The sequence below is a fragment of the Paenisporosarcina sp. P4_D4 genome (genome assembly GCF_056401835.1).
In genome coordinates this window covers 14998-30026 of record NZ_JBFUIO010000015.1, presented here as the reverse complement: position 1 = coordinate 30026, position 15029 = coordinate 14998, and the positions used below count along the sequence as shown (strand labels likewise).

Below are 15029 nucleotides of genomic sequence, written 5' to 3'. Positions count from 1 at the left end.
TCGTATAAGGCAAATCTGAATGTTTCAATACTTGATAATGATTGCCTTCAACTTCCACTATTATTGGATGAATCGTAGCTGGTCGGTTTGTCGGATACCAATGCCGGCCTTCTTTCACCACCACAAAACTCCCAACATCATCACCATAAAATCTAAAGTTATCTGATTCAGTTTGATTTACATTTTTAATCGATGACAAGAAATCACTCATGTCCTTCACATCTGCACAAGGAAGCCCGACTTCACAAACATCGTACCAACCTTCACTTTCAAGAATTTCGCGCTCAAGGATTTCCACAATATTCCCGTCAGGATCAGTAAAGTAAACTTGTTTCCCCTTCCAATACCCGCTTAATTCCCCTTCAGAATTAGGCAAAATCATGACGTTACATTTTTTCAATTTCTTAAACATGTATTCATAGAAAGGTAAACTGGTTATTAATGCAAAGTGGTAAAGAGGAGCCTCAACATTGGGAGATTGCTGAAATGTAATAAGTGTATTTCCAGCTCTTACGGTAAAGAAGCTTTGATTTTCTCTTACAATTGACATCTCCAAAGTTTCCGTATAAAACTTTTTCATTTCGTGAATGTTCACGGTTTCAAATACGATTTTTAGAATCTTCATTCTCAACACCTCAAATGTATTGTACAAAATCACTTACCCGAACCATATGTACATAAGGATGAAAGAATGCTACGGCTTTTGGATGATGACAACATTAGACGTCCTGAAAAAGGTTTTAAATTATATCAAGTGATTTTATCAACTGGCATTTGAATCCTAAGTAATCAAATGCCAGGTGAAAAATTAAAGGGACATCTTTAAACCTTCATGGGTTGCTTTAAAGCCTAAACTTTCATAAAAACGTAAGGCATCTTCCCGCTTTTTATCCGTAGTGAGCTGAACCAAGTGACAACCTCGCTCTTTAGCACGTTGAATCCCAAAGCGAATTAGTTCGGTTCCGAGTCCTTTGCCACGTTCAGAAGAAGATGTTCTCACACCTTCAATCGTAGCCCGCCATCCACCTTGATGTGTAATATAAGGAGTAAATGTAATTTGTTGAACTCCGATAATTTCATCTCCGCGACAAGCTACCACCAACTCATTGTTAGGGTCAGCATTAATTGCCTCAAACGCTTTGAGATAGCTGTCTGGAAGTGGCCTTTCGTTCCGTTCTCGCTTGCTACCTAAAACATCATCAGCCAGCATTTCCACAATTTTCTCCAAATCTTGTTCTGTTGCAATTCTAAACTTTAGTTCTGTTCCCAAGAATATCCCTCCTTGTTAACCATCAATTTCTCCAAAGCAATTAGATTTTAGAGAAGCTAGATCTCTCTAACCACTAGTTCCTAGCACATCTGTATTTGGGGGTTCATACCCCATTTGACGCGCCATAGCTACGATCTGACCCTTGTGATGAAATTCATGGGTAATGACATGCATGAGCAGTTTAGCAGGCGTCATAGATATGATTTCTCCGCCTACTCTCCAGGGAATCTCTCTTTCAATTGGCACATCCATGTGATTCGAGAATACTTCAAATACCTCATTTACAAACGCATCTACTTGATTAAAACGAACTTTTATTTCATCCAAACCTATTTCGGCTAAATCGTCCTTTGCCGAAAGTGGCTTCTTCGTTTTTAATAAAATATAGGAACCTAACCAAGCATAATAACAGTCTGATATATGTACTAGTGAGTCTCTTAGACTTTGAAAACCGAAGCCATCCACTTGGCGAGTAAAATCATCTGGTTCTAGTTCACTACAAAAATCGAAAACGATTTCTCGAGTCTGTTTGACCCATTCATATTCAGTTTGATTCATTTCATACACCCCTTTAAGAAAAGAAGATAATCTTAAAACAAAAAAACTTTATTATTCCTCTTCTATTTTCCAGCTATTTTGTAACTTCCTAATATAAATGATTTGACCAATGTGATAGGCGTTATGAGTTGAGACATTACCGAGTACTGCCCACCACTCCACATGTTCAGGGAAACCATTCACTTCACTTTCAACTTTTTCTTCAGTTAATAAACCTTGCCATTGTAATAGCACTTCTAACAGTTGTTTTTTCAAATCGGTGAATGTTTGATGTTCAGGAATGATAAAGCTTTTATCATTATTTCCTATAGAAGGCACGGCATTGACGTGAGATTTTTGGTACCTTGTTTGCCATGTTTGATTCCAATATAAGAGATGCTGTACTATTTCAGCTATGCTATTACTATTTTCGTTTGGCTTCCAAAATGCTTCTTCCTCAGACAAACTTTTCACTGATTCTGAAAATGGAGCGTACCAACTAGGGTCATTCGCATTTGCTAACAACTGATCCGCTAAAACATCTTTTGCATGAAACATACTCCCACACTTCCTATCTTTTAGAGTTATTAGTAGATTCTACAAAGTACATGAATTGTCCTGTTATTATTGTTAATCACCTGTTTGCCTATTCTAAAAATAAAAATAGCAGTGACTAAGTCACCGCTCATTTCTTATTGATTGTATGTCTTTGTTTTTTCAGTAAGGCTGCTAGGACATATTTCTTCCTGTAATTCCTGAGTAATAATGGACATGTCCGTCATTAAAAGTTGTGGTTCCTGAAAATTCATGATAATGTGTTCCATCGTTCAAGTAAATAGGACGTCCCGTATCACCTGAAAAATGATGAACATGCCCTACAAAAGTGGTATTTCCCTCATAATAATGAACATGGTCCATCGCGAAATTTGTTGGGGTAGTCGTTCCCTGAACAAAATGTGAATGACCATCATTTATCGTCGTTTCCGTGGAATATTGGTGAACATGTAAATTGTTGTCGTTCCATCTTATGCCTAAAATTTCATGCTCGTGCACAAAATCTCCTCCTTATACGTTTAGATACTTCTATATATTTCTATGTAACAAAAATCTAATTCATCACATAGAAATTGTCTGTCCTATCAGTACTTTGTATTGGAAGAACTGACAGTGAAGTAAAGGGGAATTACAAGATAGGCAGTAAGATCTGTTTAGTTCTAGGGCTAATGAAAAAGAAAATAAGGTTTCAAGAAAGGGTCCTAAGTGGTCTGCTTAGGCAGCTTTTTTCATATTCAACTAATCGTGGCAGGTAGTTCAAGAAGAAAAATGGGATGTTATTTCTTATAAGAACCAAACAGTACTTTTTTATAAAACATAATCATTTTTTCAATCGATGGACTTCCTTAGTTAGGTAGTCAATTTGTTTTTGCATGTCAGCCATTTGACGTTCTTGATCTGCTTGACTTTTTTTATCTTGACGTTCACTTTCAATGGTATTTTCAAGATCTATTATAGAAGCGAACGTTTCTAATGCTTCTGCAAGTGTTGAAATTACTCCTGCAACCACTGCTAGTTTTGCTGCATAAATTTCTGGCGATATAGAATTCTGTTCTCCTTGGTCTGGAATGCCTTCTTTCACTGATTTGGCCTCCTTGGGTAATCGTTTTAAAGTCACACTTTTATTTAATGCTAATGAATGTAAATTTGACCATCATCGAATTACATTGAGCAAATTGTTTCAGTTGAAATACGATAAAAAAAACGAGCGGTGAGTTAATCATCGCTCGTTTTCTTTGTAGATAAGGGCGCTATTTGATTTGATACCGTTTCAATAAAATGCTTTAAAATCCGTGCAGTCAAACCCCAAATCGTATACTGTTCGTAGTCATAAAACCATTCTTCCATCATCCGTGCTCTCCATTGGTACTCACTGCCGTTCACGATCTTATCATATGGAAAATCCTCCATCGGCATCGGTTGAACGGGGACCATGTGCACGTATGGTTTATGGTCCAACAACCATTTGACGGGGATTGTAAATGTCTCCTTCACTTCATCTGGATTGAAGGAATAGGTTTGATGGTGATCAATGGTCGCAACGAATGGATAGACCACCAATGACGACGTTGGTATAAAGACGCTCATCTGCCCCAGGACGTGAATGGCTGATGGATCAATTCCCAACTCTTCATGTGTTTCCCGAATAGCTGCGTCCATTGGGGATGCATCGGTCGGATCGATTCGTCCACCTGGAAAACTGATATCCCCTGGTTGCTTTCTCATCGTCAGTGAACGCACTTCAAACAGAACATGCCATTCTCCCTCCACTTGAACAAGCGGAATCAGAACTGCCGAACGCATCGCGGTCTCCTCGCCAATAAACAGAGGTTGATTTTGATTTAATCCATTTTTTATCTTTTCCAGGAACATTGAATCTCCCCCCACTTCATTGTTTTATCTATCCCTATCGTATCATGAAAATCTTGAGATAAAAGAAATGAAGTGCCAAGCTGACAACGGACTTGAAATGGTTTTCTATTGGTTCTGTTTCATAAATGCAATGGTTTGTTTCAAGCCTTCTTCATATGAATTAGTTGGGACTCTTCCTATCAGCTTTTCAACCTTTTCACCATTCAGTACAACCGGTTCTTCATTTAAATAGAACATTTCAACCACTCAAAGTTCGGTACATGCGTAAAGGTGTTTCAAGAGCGATATTTAGAAGTAGCATGGGTATAATAAAAGTACAGTAGAAAACACTAAAATAGAATGTCCTTGTTCAGTGAATAAAGCATAGTACTCAATATCATAGAAATACCTAAATGATTATTTAATCACAAGAAATATGGAGGCGATACAATGACTAAAGAAAAAGCTGCAATTGAAAACGGATGGAACTTAGACAACAGTTATGCCCGACTCCCTAATTCATTTTTTACCAAGATCACCCCAAATGCTGTGCACTCACCGGAGTTAATAATCTTTAATGATTCCTTGGCAGAATCACTTGGATTGAATATTGATGAGTTAAAAAGTAAAGACGGCGTAGCGGAGCTTGCAGGCAATAGCATTCCTGAAGGATCATTACCACTGGCTCAAGCTTATGCTGGGCATCAATTCGGGAATTTTAACATGTTAGGAGATGGCCGTGCACTGCTGATTGGCGAACAAATCACGCCATCAGGTGAACGGTTTGATATTCAACTCAAGGGTTCGGGTCCAACACCTTATTCCCGCCGGGGTGATGGTCGAGCGGCACTTGGCCCTATGTTGCGCGAATACATCATCAGCGAAGCCATGCATGCACTTGGAATTCCTACCACCCGCAGCCTCGCAGTAGTGACAACCGGTGAGTCAATCATCCGCGAAACCGAACTGCCTGGTGCCATTCTAACCCGTATCGCTGCCAGTCATCTACGTGTCGGTACTTTTCAATACGCTGCAAATTTCGGGGGAATTGAAGACGTCCGGACGCTAGCTGACTATACAATAGAGCGTCATTATCCATATGTTGCAGGTAATGAAAATCGATATCTTTCGTTACTCCAAGAAGTCATCAAACGTCAGGCTGACTTAATTGCCAAATGGCAACTCGTTGGTTTTATTCACGGGGTAATGAACACTGACAACATGACCATCAGCGGAGAAACCATCGACTATGGTCCTTGTGCATTTATGGATGAATACGATCCAGCAACGGTATTCAGTTCCATTGACCAGCAAGGTCGTTATGCATACGGCAATCAGCCATACATGGCAGGCTGGAATCTAGCGCGCCTTGCAGAAACATTATTGCCGTTGTTCCATGACGATCAGGAGCAAGCAATCAAAATAGCCCAAGACGCGATTGCAGAATTCAACAAGTTGTATCACGAAAACTGGTATGCAGGAATGAGAGCAAAACTAGGAATTTTTAATGAAGAAAAAGAGGATGAAACCTTGATTGAAGATTTCTTAAATATCATGCAGAAGCATCATGCGGATTATACGAATACGTTCCGTGCACTCACTTTAGATACACTAGAAGATACGGACCTGTTCAACAGTGAAGAATTTGTAGAGTGGAATGAGCGTTTGCAGGCGAGATTAAGTAGACAAGAAGAATCAAAAGATTCCTCTCAACAGTTGATGAGGAATTCTAATCCTGCAATTATTGCTCGTAACCATCGGGTAGAAGAAGCACTGGAAGCTGCAGTTGAACGTGGGGATTATGGCGTGATGGAGAAGTTGCTTGAAGTTCTTTCGAGTCCTTTTGAACATACGAGTGAAAAGGCTGATTATTGTATGGTGCCTGGGGATTCAGCAAGTTCTTATCGGACTTTTTGTGGTACTTGATATTTAAGATCATCGTGAATGGATTAAATGAATTACAGTGGCTGGCACCTTTTCTCTTATTGGTACCTGTACATTTTTGAGGAAAAAGTGCCACCATTTTTTAAAATTGTAACAAATAATTACGCGCCCATAATTTACCATAGATAATTTGCTTTCAATTCATTAATTGTCTTTGTAAAATTTACATGTAAGTTAAATTTGAAAAGAGGCAAAATGATGGGATTGTTCGGAAGTGCATTAACAAAAACTGATAATGAATATTCATGGAAACAAAACAAAATATCTATTGAAAATGGATATTTAAAGAGTGCTGGATTGATTAATACAGTAAGAATTCCGCTTCACCATATTGATACAGTTAGCTATAGTATTGAAGGAATTAAGATTGCACCAGAGTTAAAAATCATCGGAAAAGGCACAGTCCTCGGAACTTTAAAAGTTGGACTAGATTTAATAGATGAAATCCAAGATTGGATTCTTAATAAAATCTAAGTAAGCTCCACATATGTGGAGCTTTTTAAATACTCACATTCTTACTACCCTATATCAAAAACAAACACGGTAGGGTTACAGGATTCGCCGTTTTTCATTCTTTTTGAATCAACTTACTGACTTTTTATAACCCCAATAACCTTCCCATTAATCAACACATCTTCTTTCTCCATCTGAATAGGCTCATATTTTGGGTTCTCGGAAATTTAATAATTACTCCAATTGCTACTCGACTGTCTCAATCTCTAACTCATCCAGGAACCTGATATGCTCAATGTGTTCATCGCCACCAGTAAAGCCACTTCCATTCAACGCATTAACAGTAGGAAGCACTTTGCCTGAACGATCATAGGCCATCCAGCCAAAATGGATGACCAACTATCCGGCAATGGCATGGCACCGAATGATGTGTCCGAGAGTTCAACTAATTCCTCAAGCTGAACACCTGGATCATAGTAATCGATACCTTCCGAAATGTGGAATGACCAATCTTTTATCAGATAGAACTCTAGCTTTTCAATGGATGTTTCAGGAGCAATGTTCCACACCAAGTGGCTAGTGGAAAAATCTCCATCCTCAATACGCCATGAATGTGGTTCACCTCCTGTATTGACTCTCGCAAGTTTCCATTCTCTTTTTTGCCATACCCATTGACTGACTCCATATTTGTTCTCTTCCGATATAAACGGAACAAATACATATTTTTCATCAAGCTCGATGGTGTCCTGAATCTCTTTTACATTTGCTTGCGGGAAAATGTGATTGATTTCCTTAATCAATTCTTGCTTAGTGGAAAGGAACCCGGATTGTTAGAAGTAATCCAATAAATCAAACTGATGACGAGTAATATGGCCATGACACTTAATATGACCAGCTAAAACTGTATTTTTATTACAGTTAATTGATTGGATTAAGGAGCATGCCTGTACTCACGTTGCAATGGAGAGCACCGGTGTCTATTGTATGCCTATTGTTAACATACTATATTAATCTCTTGGAACTGCTAAAAATTAGAACTCAAAGTATTGAAATTCAGACCTATCATATTTTTTATCAATTATTTCATCTATTAACATTTTTGATGTTTTTTCTAATAGGGGAATCATATTCGACGTTTCCTTAATGGCCTCGAGAGTGTTATCTTCAGCACCATGGAAAATCCTATTCCTCTTTTCATACATGGAATCTATCCAACCATCTGGTAAATCCCAATCTATTATCTCTCCAAAATAATCTATAAAGCACTGATAAATTTGATTTTTCACTCCATCCTCTGTTCGAGGTGTTACAGTATGAAATTCCTTTCCGAGTATCTCTATCACATTCCAGAAAGCGAAAAATTGGTCGATTGCATTATGCGATACCTTGCCCTTAGAGTGCCACCCAATCGCTCTTAAAAGTTTTGGCTGATTAGACTCAAATTCTCTAGCCATTTTAAAGGCGGTGATGATATTGGATTTTGTTAATATCCTTCTACTTGTAAAATTCCTTGTCCTATTCAAACTACCTTCATATTTATGTAATTGGATAGGTATATCATTTGATAGAGATAAAACATCTCTCATTCTTCCGAAATAAACATTAGCAACCGTTTCAGCAGTATCTATAGTATCTGCATAAGCCGTAATAGTTGCTTTAAAACCATAATGGCTTTTTGACAGTGCTATATCACTATAGAATTGATGGTGATCAAATCCTTTTTCTTGTTTAAAACGTATATCTCTCTCAATTGATACAGGACCAATCACATCAAAATCAATCTCCCATATTTTCAGCTCCAAAATACTTCCCCCTTAACCCTGTTCCCCAACTTCTCTGTTATTCGTAGTCATTACGCGGGCACCCTTTACTTATTTTCACTTTGCTTAAATTTCGACAAATCTTTGTTATTCTTATATATTACTACATTTAACTCATTTTCCAACTATTGCCCAATAAATAATCACCCATCTATTAGAAAACGCTGGTGATTTTAATGTTTACAGCGTTTTCTTGTTTATGCCAAAACTTATTGTAAATGTAGCCTTAAAAATATTTCCTTAACCAAAGCAGTTATTTCCCATTATAAAAGGCTGTCCTGATTGGACAGCCAGATACTAAAATACCTTGAAATAATATCTTCAAAAAGATTGTTTTGGTATGTGAAATACCCACATGATGACACACTCAAAAATAAGGCAGCCGAACATGCAATTTCGGCTGCTAATAACTTATGGACATTTCCCTCATCATTCGGCCTATTTCAAAAATCGCTGCAAATTCAGCATTTATAACTTTAGAAATGATGGACCCATCTTCGATTCGATAATAGTGGAAGCCATCACAATACACATAATCATACACATCACTAATGTCATAAACATACCTAGGAATTATTTCTCCTTTGCCTTGTATGATACCAGCTGATATTGAATGATTTCCTCCATAAACAAATGCTACCCCCATTGGTAACCACAAATCCACATAATGATTATTGTGATCTTGACGCCACTGCCCCATTCTTCTTCCTTCCCCAATCAGAGCAATACAAGTGACCAACCTAGATTTTTTCCAAGACCATGGTAGTACTAAATCCCGATCTAAAGAAATGACCCTATCCGTTTTTAGTTCTCTCATTACATCTGTAAACGTTGTACCATCCAAAGAAATCCTGGTTATTGGATCAAATAGCACTTCTTTTGGATATAAACTCGGTAAATCGGATTCATCTATTACATATAAAAGATTCGATAAATAGATAGATTGCAGTTGCTTTCCAATTAATCTAATAACATCGATCAATGGATGATTATACTCTTCATGTATTCCATTATTAAAATCCTTTACCTCTTTCAAAACTGATTGAGTAAATTCCATAATCATATCAAAGTTGTTTTTAATCTCTAAATTAATTGATGATGTATGGAATTCATCATTGTGATGCATGAAGCCTTTAGAATGCCTATTTCTATATTCGAACATTTTAAAGCCTCCTTCATATGTAAATTAAACATATGAAGATTGCTGGCTATAAATTCTTAGTCTTTTCTGTACATCCTTTAGCCAATTAGCATTACATGGAATTTTACTGTTTGGAAATATTCCCTCTCTAGAATTCCCTCTATTATCTAACAGTCGAATTTTTCTGTAAATCAATGTTTATGTTTAAGTTTAATTGGTTAGGGGATACTTAATATGGACATTTAGTATCCTTAAATAATCATAGGGTCTATAAAAAAACTAGAAATAAAATGCGTAATTATTTGGAGGGTGAGGTTTCTGTGAAACTGTATCAGGTTAGAAAAGGGCAAATTGTATATTTTCAAAATGAATTGCACAAGGTTTATTCGGTAAAACCTATGTATAGAAAATCTGTCCATCTTATGAAATTGAGGGATTTATCACAGCATTTAAGCAGTGCGGCGGAAATCGATAAGTACCAGCCAAAGGAGCTGGATAGCTTTATTTTCAATAAAAACATCTATACCCTCAGCAAGGATCGAAAAGCTGAAGAAGGAGATTACATCTTAATTACACACCCCAACCCTGATTACTTGGATCATTATTCTTTAAATGAAATTGAGGTAGTGGCATCCGCTGAATCTAAAGGGGTTGTTACAAGCAAGTCTAACGGGGTTAAGCATAATGAGTATCTTTTGATGGTTCCGGGCCGCCATGAACACAGCAACCCGATTGAATACCGAGACCTTCAAAATATTGATGATAGTAACTTGAATGACCTGTCAAACTTTAATGCTGATATGCTACCTTCTATAGGCGATGTGTATAGAAGCAATGATAAAGATGAATCAATCGAAGCAATGGTTATTGCCATCCAAGGCAATTCTGTATTTCTCGGTGGCAATTTAGAGTTGGCACTTGAAGAGTTGATGAACACTGAAAAATGGGAATTTCTATATAACCTTCTTGATCAATGATTTCTATATTTCATCTTCACAATCGGACTTATCTGCCTTTTTAATTTCACATTTTATTTCTGTTGGAGGTTTCCATGAACGTTAACAAGCTAAAAGAAAACAGTGTATTTATCATCTCACTGTTACTGACCTTAATCTTTATTGCATGGGGGATCTTTTTCACAGATCTTCTTACGAAAGTGACCGATACCATTTATAATGCATCGATTGATTATCTTGGATGGGTTTATATCGGCGCTACCCTTTTCTTTGTGATTTTTTCCATCTATTTGTTGTTTTCTAAATATGGCCATATTCGGTTAGGGAAAACGACAGACCGGCCTGATTTCAATACCGCCTCCTGGCTAGCTATGTTGTTTGGAGCTGGGATGGGAATAGGGATTGTTTACTGGAGTGTCGCCGAGCCTGTCACCCATTATACGACCCCTCCATACGGAGAAGGCTATACTATTGATGCAGCCAATACTGCCATGAAATATACCTTTTTCCATTGGGGTCTGCATCCATGGGCGATTTACACGGTTATTGGACTGGCTCTTGCTCTTTGCCAATACAACAAAAAACTGCCTGCAGCCATTAGTTCTGTTTTCTATCCGATTCTGAAAGATAAAATCTATGGACCCATTGGGAAAACAATTGATATTCTTTCGGTATTTGCAACTGTCTTTGGCATTGCAACATCTCTTGGCCTTGGAGCCTTGCAAGTTACTGCAGGGATGCATTCCATATTCGGTGCTCCGAATACGTTACCTGTTCAGCTGATTGTCATTGTCGTGGCTACAGTTATTTTCCTCATTTCAATCAACACTGGCTTGGAGAAGGGCATTCAATACTTATCCAATGCGGCAATGATTATATCGTTTGCCATTTTATTATTAATTCTTATTGTCGGTCCAACCCTGACCATCATTAAAGTATTCTTCAATACTACTGGGCTCTATATCAATGATTTTGTCCAAATGAGTTTAAGGATGAGACCATTTGGTGAAGGCGAATGGATTGCATCCTGGACATTATTTTATTGGGCTTGGTGGATTGCATGGGCACCATTTGTCGGGATGTTCATCGCTAGAATATCGAGGGGGAGAACGGTAAAAGAGTTTGTCATAGGCGTGTTAATCGTTCCGACCCTTGGTACATGTATTTGGATGTCTATCTTTGGCGGTTCCGCTCTTGATATGGTAGTCGACTCAGGAAACCATGAACTGGCCACTTATATAAAGGACAATGTGTCTCTGGCAATTTTCACATTCTTTGATCATCTTCCGTTAAGTTCCGTATTAAGCATCATGGGATTTGCTCTAGTTGCCATTTATTACGTAACCGTTGCAGATACATCTACATTTGTATTAGGTATGCTGAGTGAAGGTGGAACATTAAATCCTTCCAATAAAATCAAAATGACATGGGGCATCATTCAATCCGCAGTGGCAGCTGTCCTGCTAATATCGGGTGGATTAGAAGTATTGCAAACTGCATCTATTGCAGCGGCATTTCCATTTGCGATCATTATGATCTTCATGTGCTACTCCTTGCTGAAAGGACTGCAAAGTGAATTGGACATACAACCAAGAAGTAAAAGTCATAGAACAGTGGTAAGGAAAACGACGCCATCTTCCTTTAAAAATATTTGAATCGATAAAACTGGAGCCTTTTGGGGGCTCCAGTTTTTTGTGTTCATATTACTATTTTGCTCAACGTTCAAGTCTGCGAATGTTCCGTGTAAACTAGATAGTCAGAAATTTGTAAAGCCGAATTCCATTAGCTTTTGCTTACCGGTCCTTCTTTTGTTGCGATCTAAAGTGGCTAAGTCCACCCTTTCCATAAACAGGAATATTTATCAGAATACTGAAACTTTTTAGTTGCTGATTCGTATACCAAGGAAAGGTGTATTAAATGAAGGAGGAATGGGATATTGCATAAGCTAAGGTGCATAAGTGGCTTCATGCTAATTGCTTGCTTGCTGATGACTGGCTGTACGAAGGAAAAAACTGAAGTTCAAGGTGAAACTACAGTTGTGTCGACCGATGAAAAAGTTGAAAATCAAGGCGCGGATGACGTTGTGTTGAACGATGAAAAAAACATAGCTGCGATCACGGCTGTAATTGAACATGATTATACGGTTCCGAATGAGGAATATATAAAATCATGGGAAAACCTTTCCAAAAAATATGATGAGATTTACGAAAATGATGCAGAAGGAACGGTCTATACTTCGGACCCAACAGAAGGCACTCCTGAACGGGAGGCTTATATGGATTTCTTTAAAAAGGCGTATGGACCATATTTCACGGATAGCGAGTATGATTTCTACATTAGATCCCTTGCGTTGCATCCTCACCACATGGGGGAAGATTATTCTTATGAAATAAAGGTCCTCGACATTCAGGTGATAAAAAGCAAAAACCCGAATACACCTCTAACTTACGATTTTACCGTGCTGGTTGAGTACACCAAAAAAGGTGAGAAATCCATGGAATTTAAAATTACTGGAGATGCCATTTGTCCTGAAGAAGGAAAAATCGGGCGTATTAGATTCCTTGATGACGGAGGGCTTCAAAAACAAGATCAATAAATTAATGAACGTATATTAGCACTGCCCCCGGGCAGTGTTTTTCGTTTGCTTGCTGTTAATTTCAATTAGCAAACTGACAGAAATTGCTATACAATTTAAGTAATACTAAACGGCTGTGTGGTGATTTTTTTGTTCAAATTGTTGTTAATTGAAGATGATGCTTCCTTGTTTGATGAAATACAGGACAGGCTCTCGCAGTGGTCTTACGAAGTTTTCGGAATCCATGATTTCAACAATGTCATGGATGAGTTTATATCCGTTAAGCCTGATCTGGTCATTATTGATATCCAGCTGCCCAAATTTGATGGCTTTCATTGGTGCCGGATGATACGGTCGCATTCGAATGTGCCAATCATCTTCCTGTCCTCCCGTGACCATCCCACAGACATGGTCATGTCAATGCAGCTTGGGGCTGATGACTTTATCCAGAAGCCTTTCCATTTTGAGGTTCTTATTGCGAAGATCCAGGCGATTCTTCGCCGTGCTTACAACTATAGTTCTGATCCTGTAAGCCTGAGGACTTGGTGCGGTGCCGCGGTTGATTTTGAAAAGAATACGGTTTCGAATGATATAGGATCAATTGAACTGACCAAGAATGAAAGCTTCATCCTTCAGCTCCTCATAGAGCAGAAGAATAAAATCGTCACCAGGGACCAGTTGATGAACAGCCTTTGGGACGACAAGCGCTTCATCAGCGACAATACGCTGACGGTCAATGTCAACCGGCTGCGCAAGCGCCTTGATGAGCTAGGACTCGGACAATACATACTAACGAAAGTCGGACAGGGATATATGGCGCTTGAAGAGGCAAAGAATTATGATTCGTAACTTCCTGACCGAACGAGTCAGCTGGATTCTCCTGTTCGCTGCATTGCAAGTTTTCGGCCTGTTCATTGCCTATATTGATGCGGCGATCCCATTCGGCCCCATACTCTATATTTCTTTCTTGTCCTTCCTACTTTTTGTCGTCTTTTTGTGCTTCCGTTATATTAAAGAAACGAGATTTTACCGAAGCCTGGAAGATTGGGAAAGCAGCCTCGACCTTTCGGAAGTTGCCGAACCTGTTAGCCCTTTTGAAACAATTGTCGAGCGCAGCATCACGGAGCAAACTGCGCTGCTGAAAGCAGAGCTGTCAGAAAACCGCATCCATTTGGAGCAGGAGAAAGACGATCTTCTATCCTGGATTCATGAAGTCAAAACTCCTTTGACCGCCATGCAATTGATGATTGGACGCGTCGAAAATGAATCGCTGAAAGCCCAGCTGAACCAAGAATGGCTTCGGATTCACTTACTTTTGGACCAGCAACTCCACCAAAAACGTCTGATGGTCATCGAGAACGACCTTTATATCGAACAAATCAATATTGAATCGATTGTTTTCACTGAAATCAAAACCGTGCAATCATGGTGCATACAAAAAGGCATTGGCTTTGACATACAGCTCGACATAACCGACGTACTGAGTGATGCTAAGTGGCTGTCCTTCATCATCCGACAGCTGTTGACCAATGCTATCAAATATAGTGAGGCAAGCGACATCCAGATTCGAAGCTACAGTCAAGACGGCCAGACCTTCCTGGATATAGTGGACCAAGGAAGAGGAATCGATCCGAAAGACCTTCCAAGAATCTTTGACAAAGGGTTCACTTCAACGACCAATCACCRGGAACAGGCCTCGACCGGCATCGGCCTCTATTTGGCGAAAAAAGCAGCTGCCCCCCTTCTCATCAAAATTGATGTGGAGTCTCAGATTGGCCAAGGGACGACTGCCACTTTATCATTCCCAAGACAAAATGAATTTGTGAACTTACAGGGCATGTGACAAAAGTGTCACATGCTTTTGTTTTTTGTTCGGCCAATCGCAGGATTAACATGTCATTCCTTTTTATAATTAACTCATCCCAAC

Annotated in this window: 17 protein-coding genes and 1 pseudogene; 7 read left to right on the top strand and 11 right to left on the bottom strand. The window is 38.8% G+C overall.

Annotated features, from left to right (window positions below):
- Window positions 1-301: 301 nt before the first annotated feature.
- The 8 genes and pseudogenes from AC1DSL_RS06245 to AC1DSL_RS06210 all read right to left on the bottom strand — a co-directional run.
- Window positions 302-625, bottom strand: a pseudogene (locus AC1DSL_RS06245) (VOC family protein); the annotation flags it as partial.
- Window positions 626-808: 183 nt separating this feature from the next.
- The gene (locus AC1DSL_RS06240; protein ID WP_477531575.1) at window positions 809-1270 is read right to left on the bottom strand and encodes an N-acetyltransferase family protein; all 462 of its coding nucleotides are present in this window, start codon (window positions 1268-1270) and stop codon (window positions 809-811) included.
- A gap of 66 nt (window positions 1271-1336) precedes the next feature.
- Complete coding sequence (locus AC1DSL_RS06235; protein ID WP_477531574.1) at window positions 1337-1828, bottom strand: DinB family protein; 492 nt, start codon at window positions 1826-1828, stop codon at window positions 1337-1339.
- Window positions 1829-1879: 51 nt separating this feature from the next.
- Window positions 1880-2365: a DinB family protein gene (locus tag AC1DSL_RS06230; protein ID WP_477531573.1), complete on the bottom strand. Its 486-nt coding sequence runs from the start codon at window positions 2363-2365 to the stop codon at window positions 1880-1882.
- 171 nt (window positions 2366-2536) lie between these two features.
- The gene (locus AC1DSL_RS06225; RefSeq protein ID WP_477531572.1) at window positions 2537-2860 is read right to left on the bottom strand and encodes a YmaF family protein; all 324 of its coding nucleotides are present in this window, start codon (window positions 2858-2860) and stop codon (window positions 2537-2539) included.
- Window positions 2861-3182: 322 nt separating this feature from the next.
- The gene (locus AC1DSL_RS06220) at window positions 3183-3443 is read right to left on the bottom strand and encodes a hypothetical protein (protein WP_477531571.1); all 261 of its coding nucleotides are present in this window, start codon (window positions 3441-3443) and stop codon (window positions 3183-3185) included.
- 134 nt (window positions 3444-3577) lie between these two features.
- Window positions 3578-4234, bottom strand: a complete 657-nt coding sequence (locus tag AC1DSL_RS06215; RefSeq protein ID WP_477531570.1) for an NUDIX hydrolase — start codon at window positions 4232-4234, stop codon at window positions 3578-3580.
- Window positions 4235-4339: 105 nt separating this feature from the next.
- Window positions 4340-4471 (bottom strand): hypothetical protein, encoded by a 132-nt coding sequence (locus AC1DSL_RS06210; protein ID WP_477531569.1) that lies wholly within the window; start codon window positions 4469-4471, stop codon window positions 4340-4342.
- Window positions 4472-4663: 192 nt separating this feature from the next.
- Between AC1DSL_RS06210 and AC1DSL_RS06205 the strand changes: the two genes are divergently transcribed.
- Window positions 4664-6139, top strand: coding sequence for a protein adenylyltransferase SelO (locus AC1DSL_RS06205; RefSeq protein ID WP_477531568.1), 1476 nt, complete (start codon window positions 4664-4666; stop codon window positions 6137-6139).
- A 213-nt stretch (window positions 6140-6352) separates the two neighbouring features.
- A complete protein-coding gene (locus AC1DSL_RS06200; RefSeq protein ID WP_477531567.1) occupies window positions 6353-6631 on the top strand; it encodes a hypothetical protein in 279 nt (92 codons plus the stop codon).
- A gap of 308 nt (window positions 6632-6939) precedes the next feature.
- Here the strand turns inward: AC1DSL_RS06200 and AC1DSL_RS06195 are convergent, their stop codons facing one another.
- The 3 genes from AC1DSL_RS06195 to AC1DSL_RS06185 all read right to left on the bottom strand — a co-directional run bounded on the left by AC1DSL_RS06195 (window position 6940) and on the right by AC1DSL_RS06185 (window position 9592).
- Entirely contained in the window at window positions 6940-7410 is a 471-nt protein-coding gene (locus AC1DSL_RS06195; RefSeq protein WP_477531566.1) for a hypothetical protein, read from the bottom strand.
- A 231-nt stretch (window positions 7411-7641) separates the two neighbouring features.
- A complete protein-coding gene (locus AC1DSL_RS06190; RefSeq protein WP_477531565.1) occupies window positions 7642-8412 on the bottom strand; it encodes a hypothetical protein in 771 nt (256 codons plus the stop codon).
- Window positions 8413-8833: 421 nt separating this feature from the next.
- Window positions 8834-9592: a DUF6710 family protein gene (locus AC1DSL_RS06185; RefSeq protein WP_477531564.1), complete on the bottom strand. Its 759-nt coding sequence runs from the start codon at window positions 9590-9592 to the stop codon at window positions 8834-8836.
- A 299-nt stretch (window positions 9593-9891) separates the two neighbouring features.
- On the opposite strand from AC1DSL_RS06185, the gene AC1DSL_RS06180 reads away from it, so the two are divergent.
- The 5 genes from AC1DSL_RS06180 to AC1DSL_RS06160 all read left to right on the top strand — a co-directional run bounded on the left by AC1DSL_RS06180 (window position 9892) and on the right by AC1DSL_RS06160 (window position 14945).
- A complete protein-coding gene (locus AC1DSL_RS06180; protein WP_477531563.1) occupies window positions 9892-10548 on the top strand; it encodes a hypothetical protein in 657 nt (218 codons plus the stop codon).
- Between the two features lie 74 nt (window positions 10549-10622).
- The gene (locus AC1DSL_RS06175) at window positions 10623-12182 is read left to right on the top strand and encodes a glycine betaine uptake BCCT transporter (protein WP_477531562.1); all 1560 of its coding nucleotides are present in this window, start codon (window positions 10623-10625) and stop codon (window positions 12180-12182) included.
- A 281-nt stretch (window positions 12183-12463) separates the two neighbouring features.
- Window positions 12464-13123 carry a hypothetical protein gene (locus AC1DSL_RS06170; RefSeq protein ID WP_477531561.1) on the top strand — a complete coding sequence of 220 codons (660 nt, stop codon included), beginning with the start codon at window positions 12464-12466 and terminating at the stop codon, window positions 13121-13123.
- A gap of 129 nt (window positions 13124-13252) precedes the next feature.
- Window positions 13253-13951, top strand: coding sequence for a response regulator (locus AC1DSL_RS06165; RefSeq protein ID WP_477531560.1), 699 nt, complete (start codon window positions 13253-13255; stop codon window positions 13949-13951).
- A complete protein-coding gene (locus AC1DSL_RS06160) occupies window positions 13941-14945 on the top strand; it encodes a sensor histidine kinase (RefSeq protein WP_477531559.1) in 1005 nt (334 codons plus the stop codon). The genes AC1DSL_RS06165 and AC1DSL_RS06160 overlap by 11 nt, the downstream gene beginning before the upstream one ends.
- Window positions 14946-15029 lie beyond the last annotated feature (84 nt).

Bases quoted from the DNA above. Each gene is read 5' to 3' on its own strand.
- AC1DSL_RS06215 (WP_477531570.1), bottom strand. From the start codon at position 4,234: ATGTTCCTGGAAAAGATAAAAAATGGATTAAATCAAAATCAACCTCTG.
- AC1DSL_RS06230 (WP_477531573.1), bottom strand. From the start codon at position 2,365: ATGTTTCATGCAAAAGATGTTTTAGCGGATCAGTTGTTAGCAAATGCG.
- AC1DSL_RS06185 (WP_477531564.1), bottom strand. From the start codon at position 9,592: ATGTTCGAATATAGAAATAGGCATTCTAAAGGCTTCATGCATCACAAT.
- AC1DSL_RS06175 (WP_477531562.1), top strand. From the start codon at position 10,623: ATGAACGTTAACAAGCTAAAAGAAAACAGTGTATTTATCATCTCACTG.
- AC1DSL_RS06200 (WP_477531567.1), top strand. From the start codon at position 6,353: ATGATGGGATTGTTCGGAAGTGCATTAACAAAAACTGATAATGAATAT.
- AC1DSL_RS06205 (WP_477531568.1), top strand. From the start codon at position 4,664: ATGACTAAAGAAAAAGCTGCAATTGAAAACGGATGGAACTTAGACAAC.
- AC1DSL_RS06235 (WP_477531574.1), bottom strand. From the start codon at position 1,828: ATGAATCAAACTGAATATGAATGGGTCAAACAGACTCGAGAAATCGTT.
- AC1DSL_RS06210 (WP_477531569.1), bottom strand. From the start codon at position 4,471: ATGTTCTATTTAAATGAAGAACCGGTTGTACTGAATGGTGAAAAGGTT.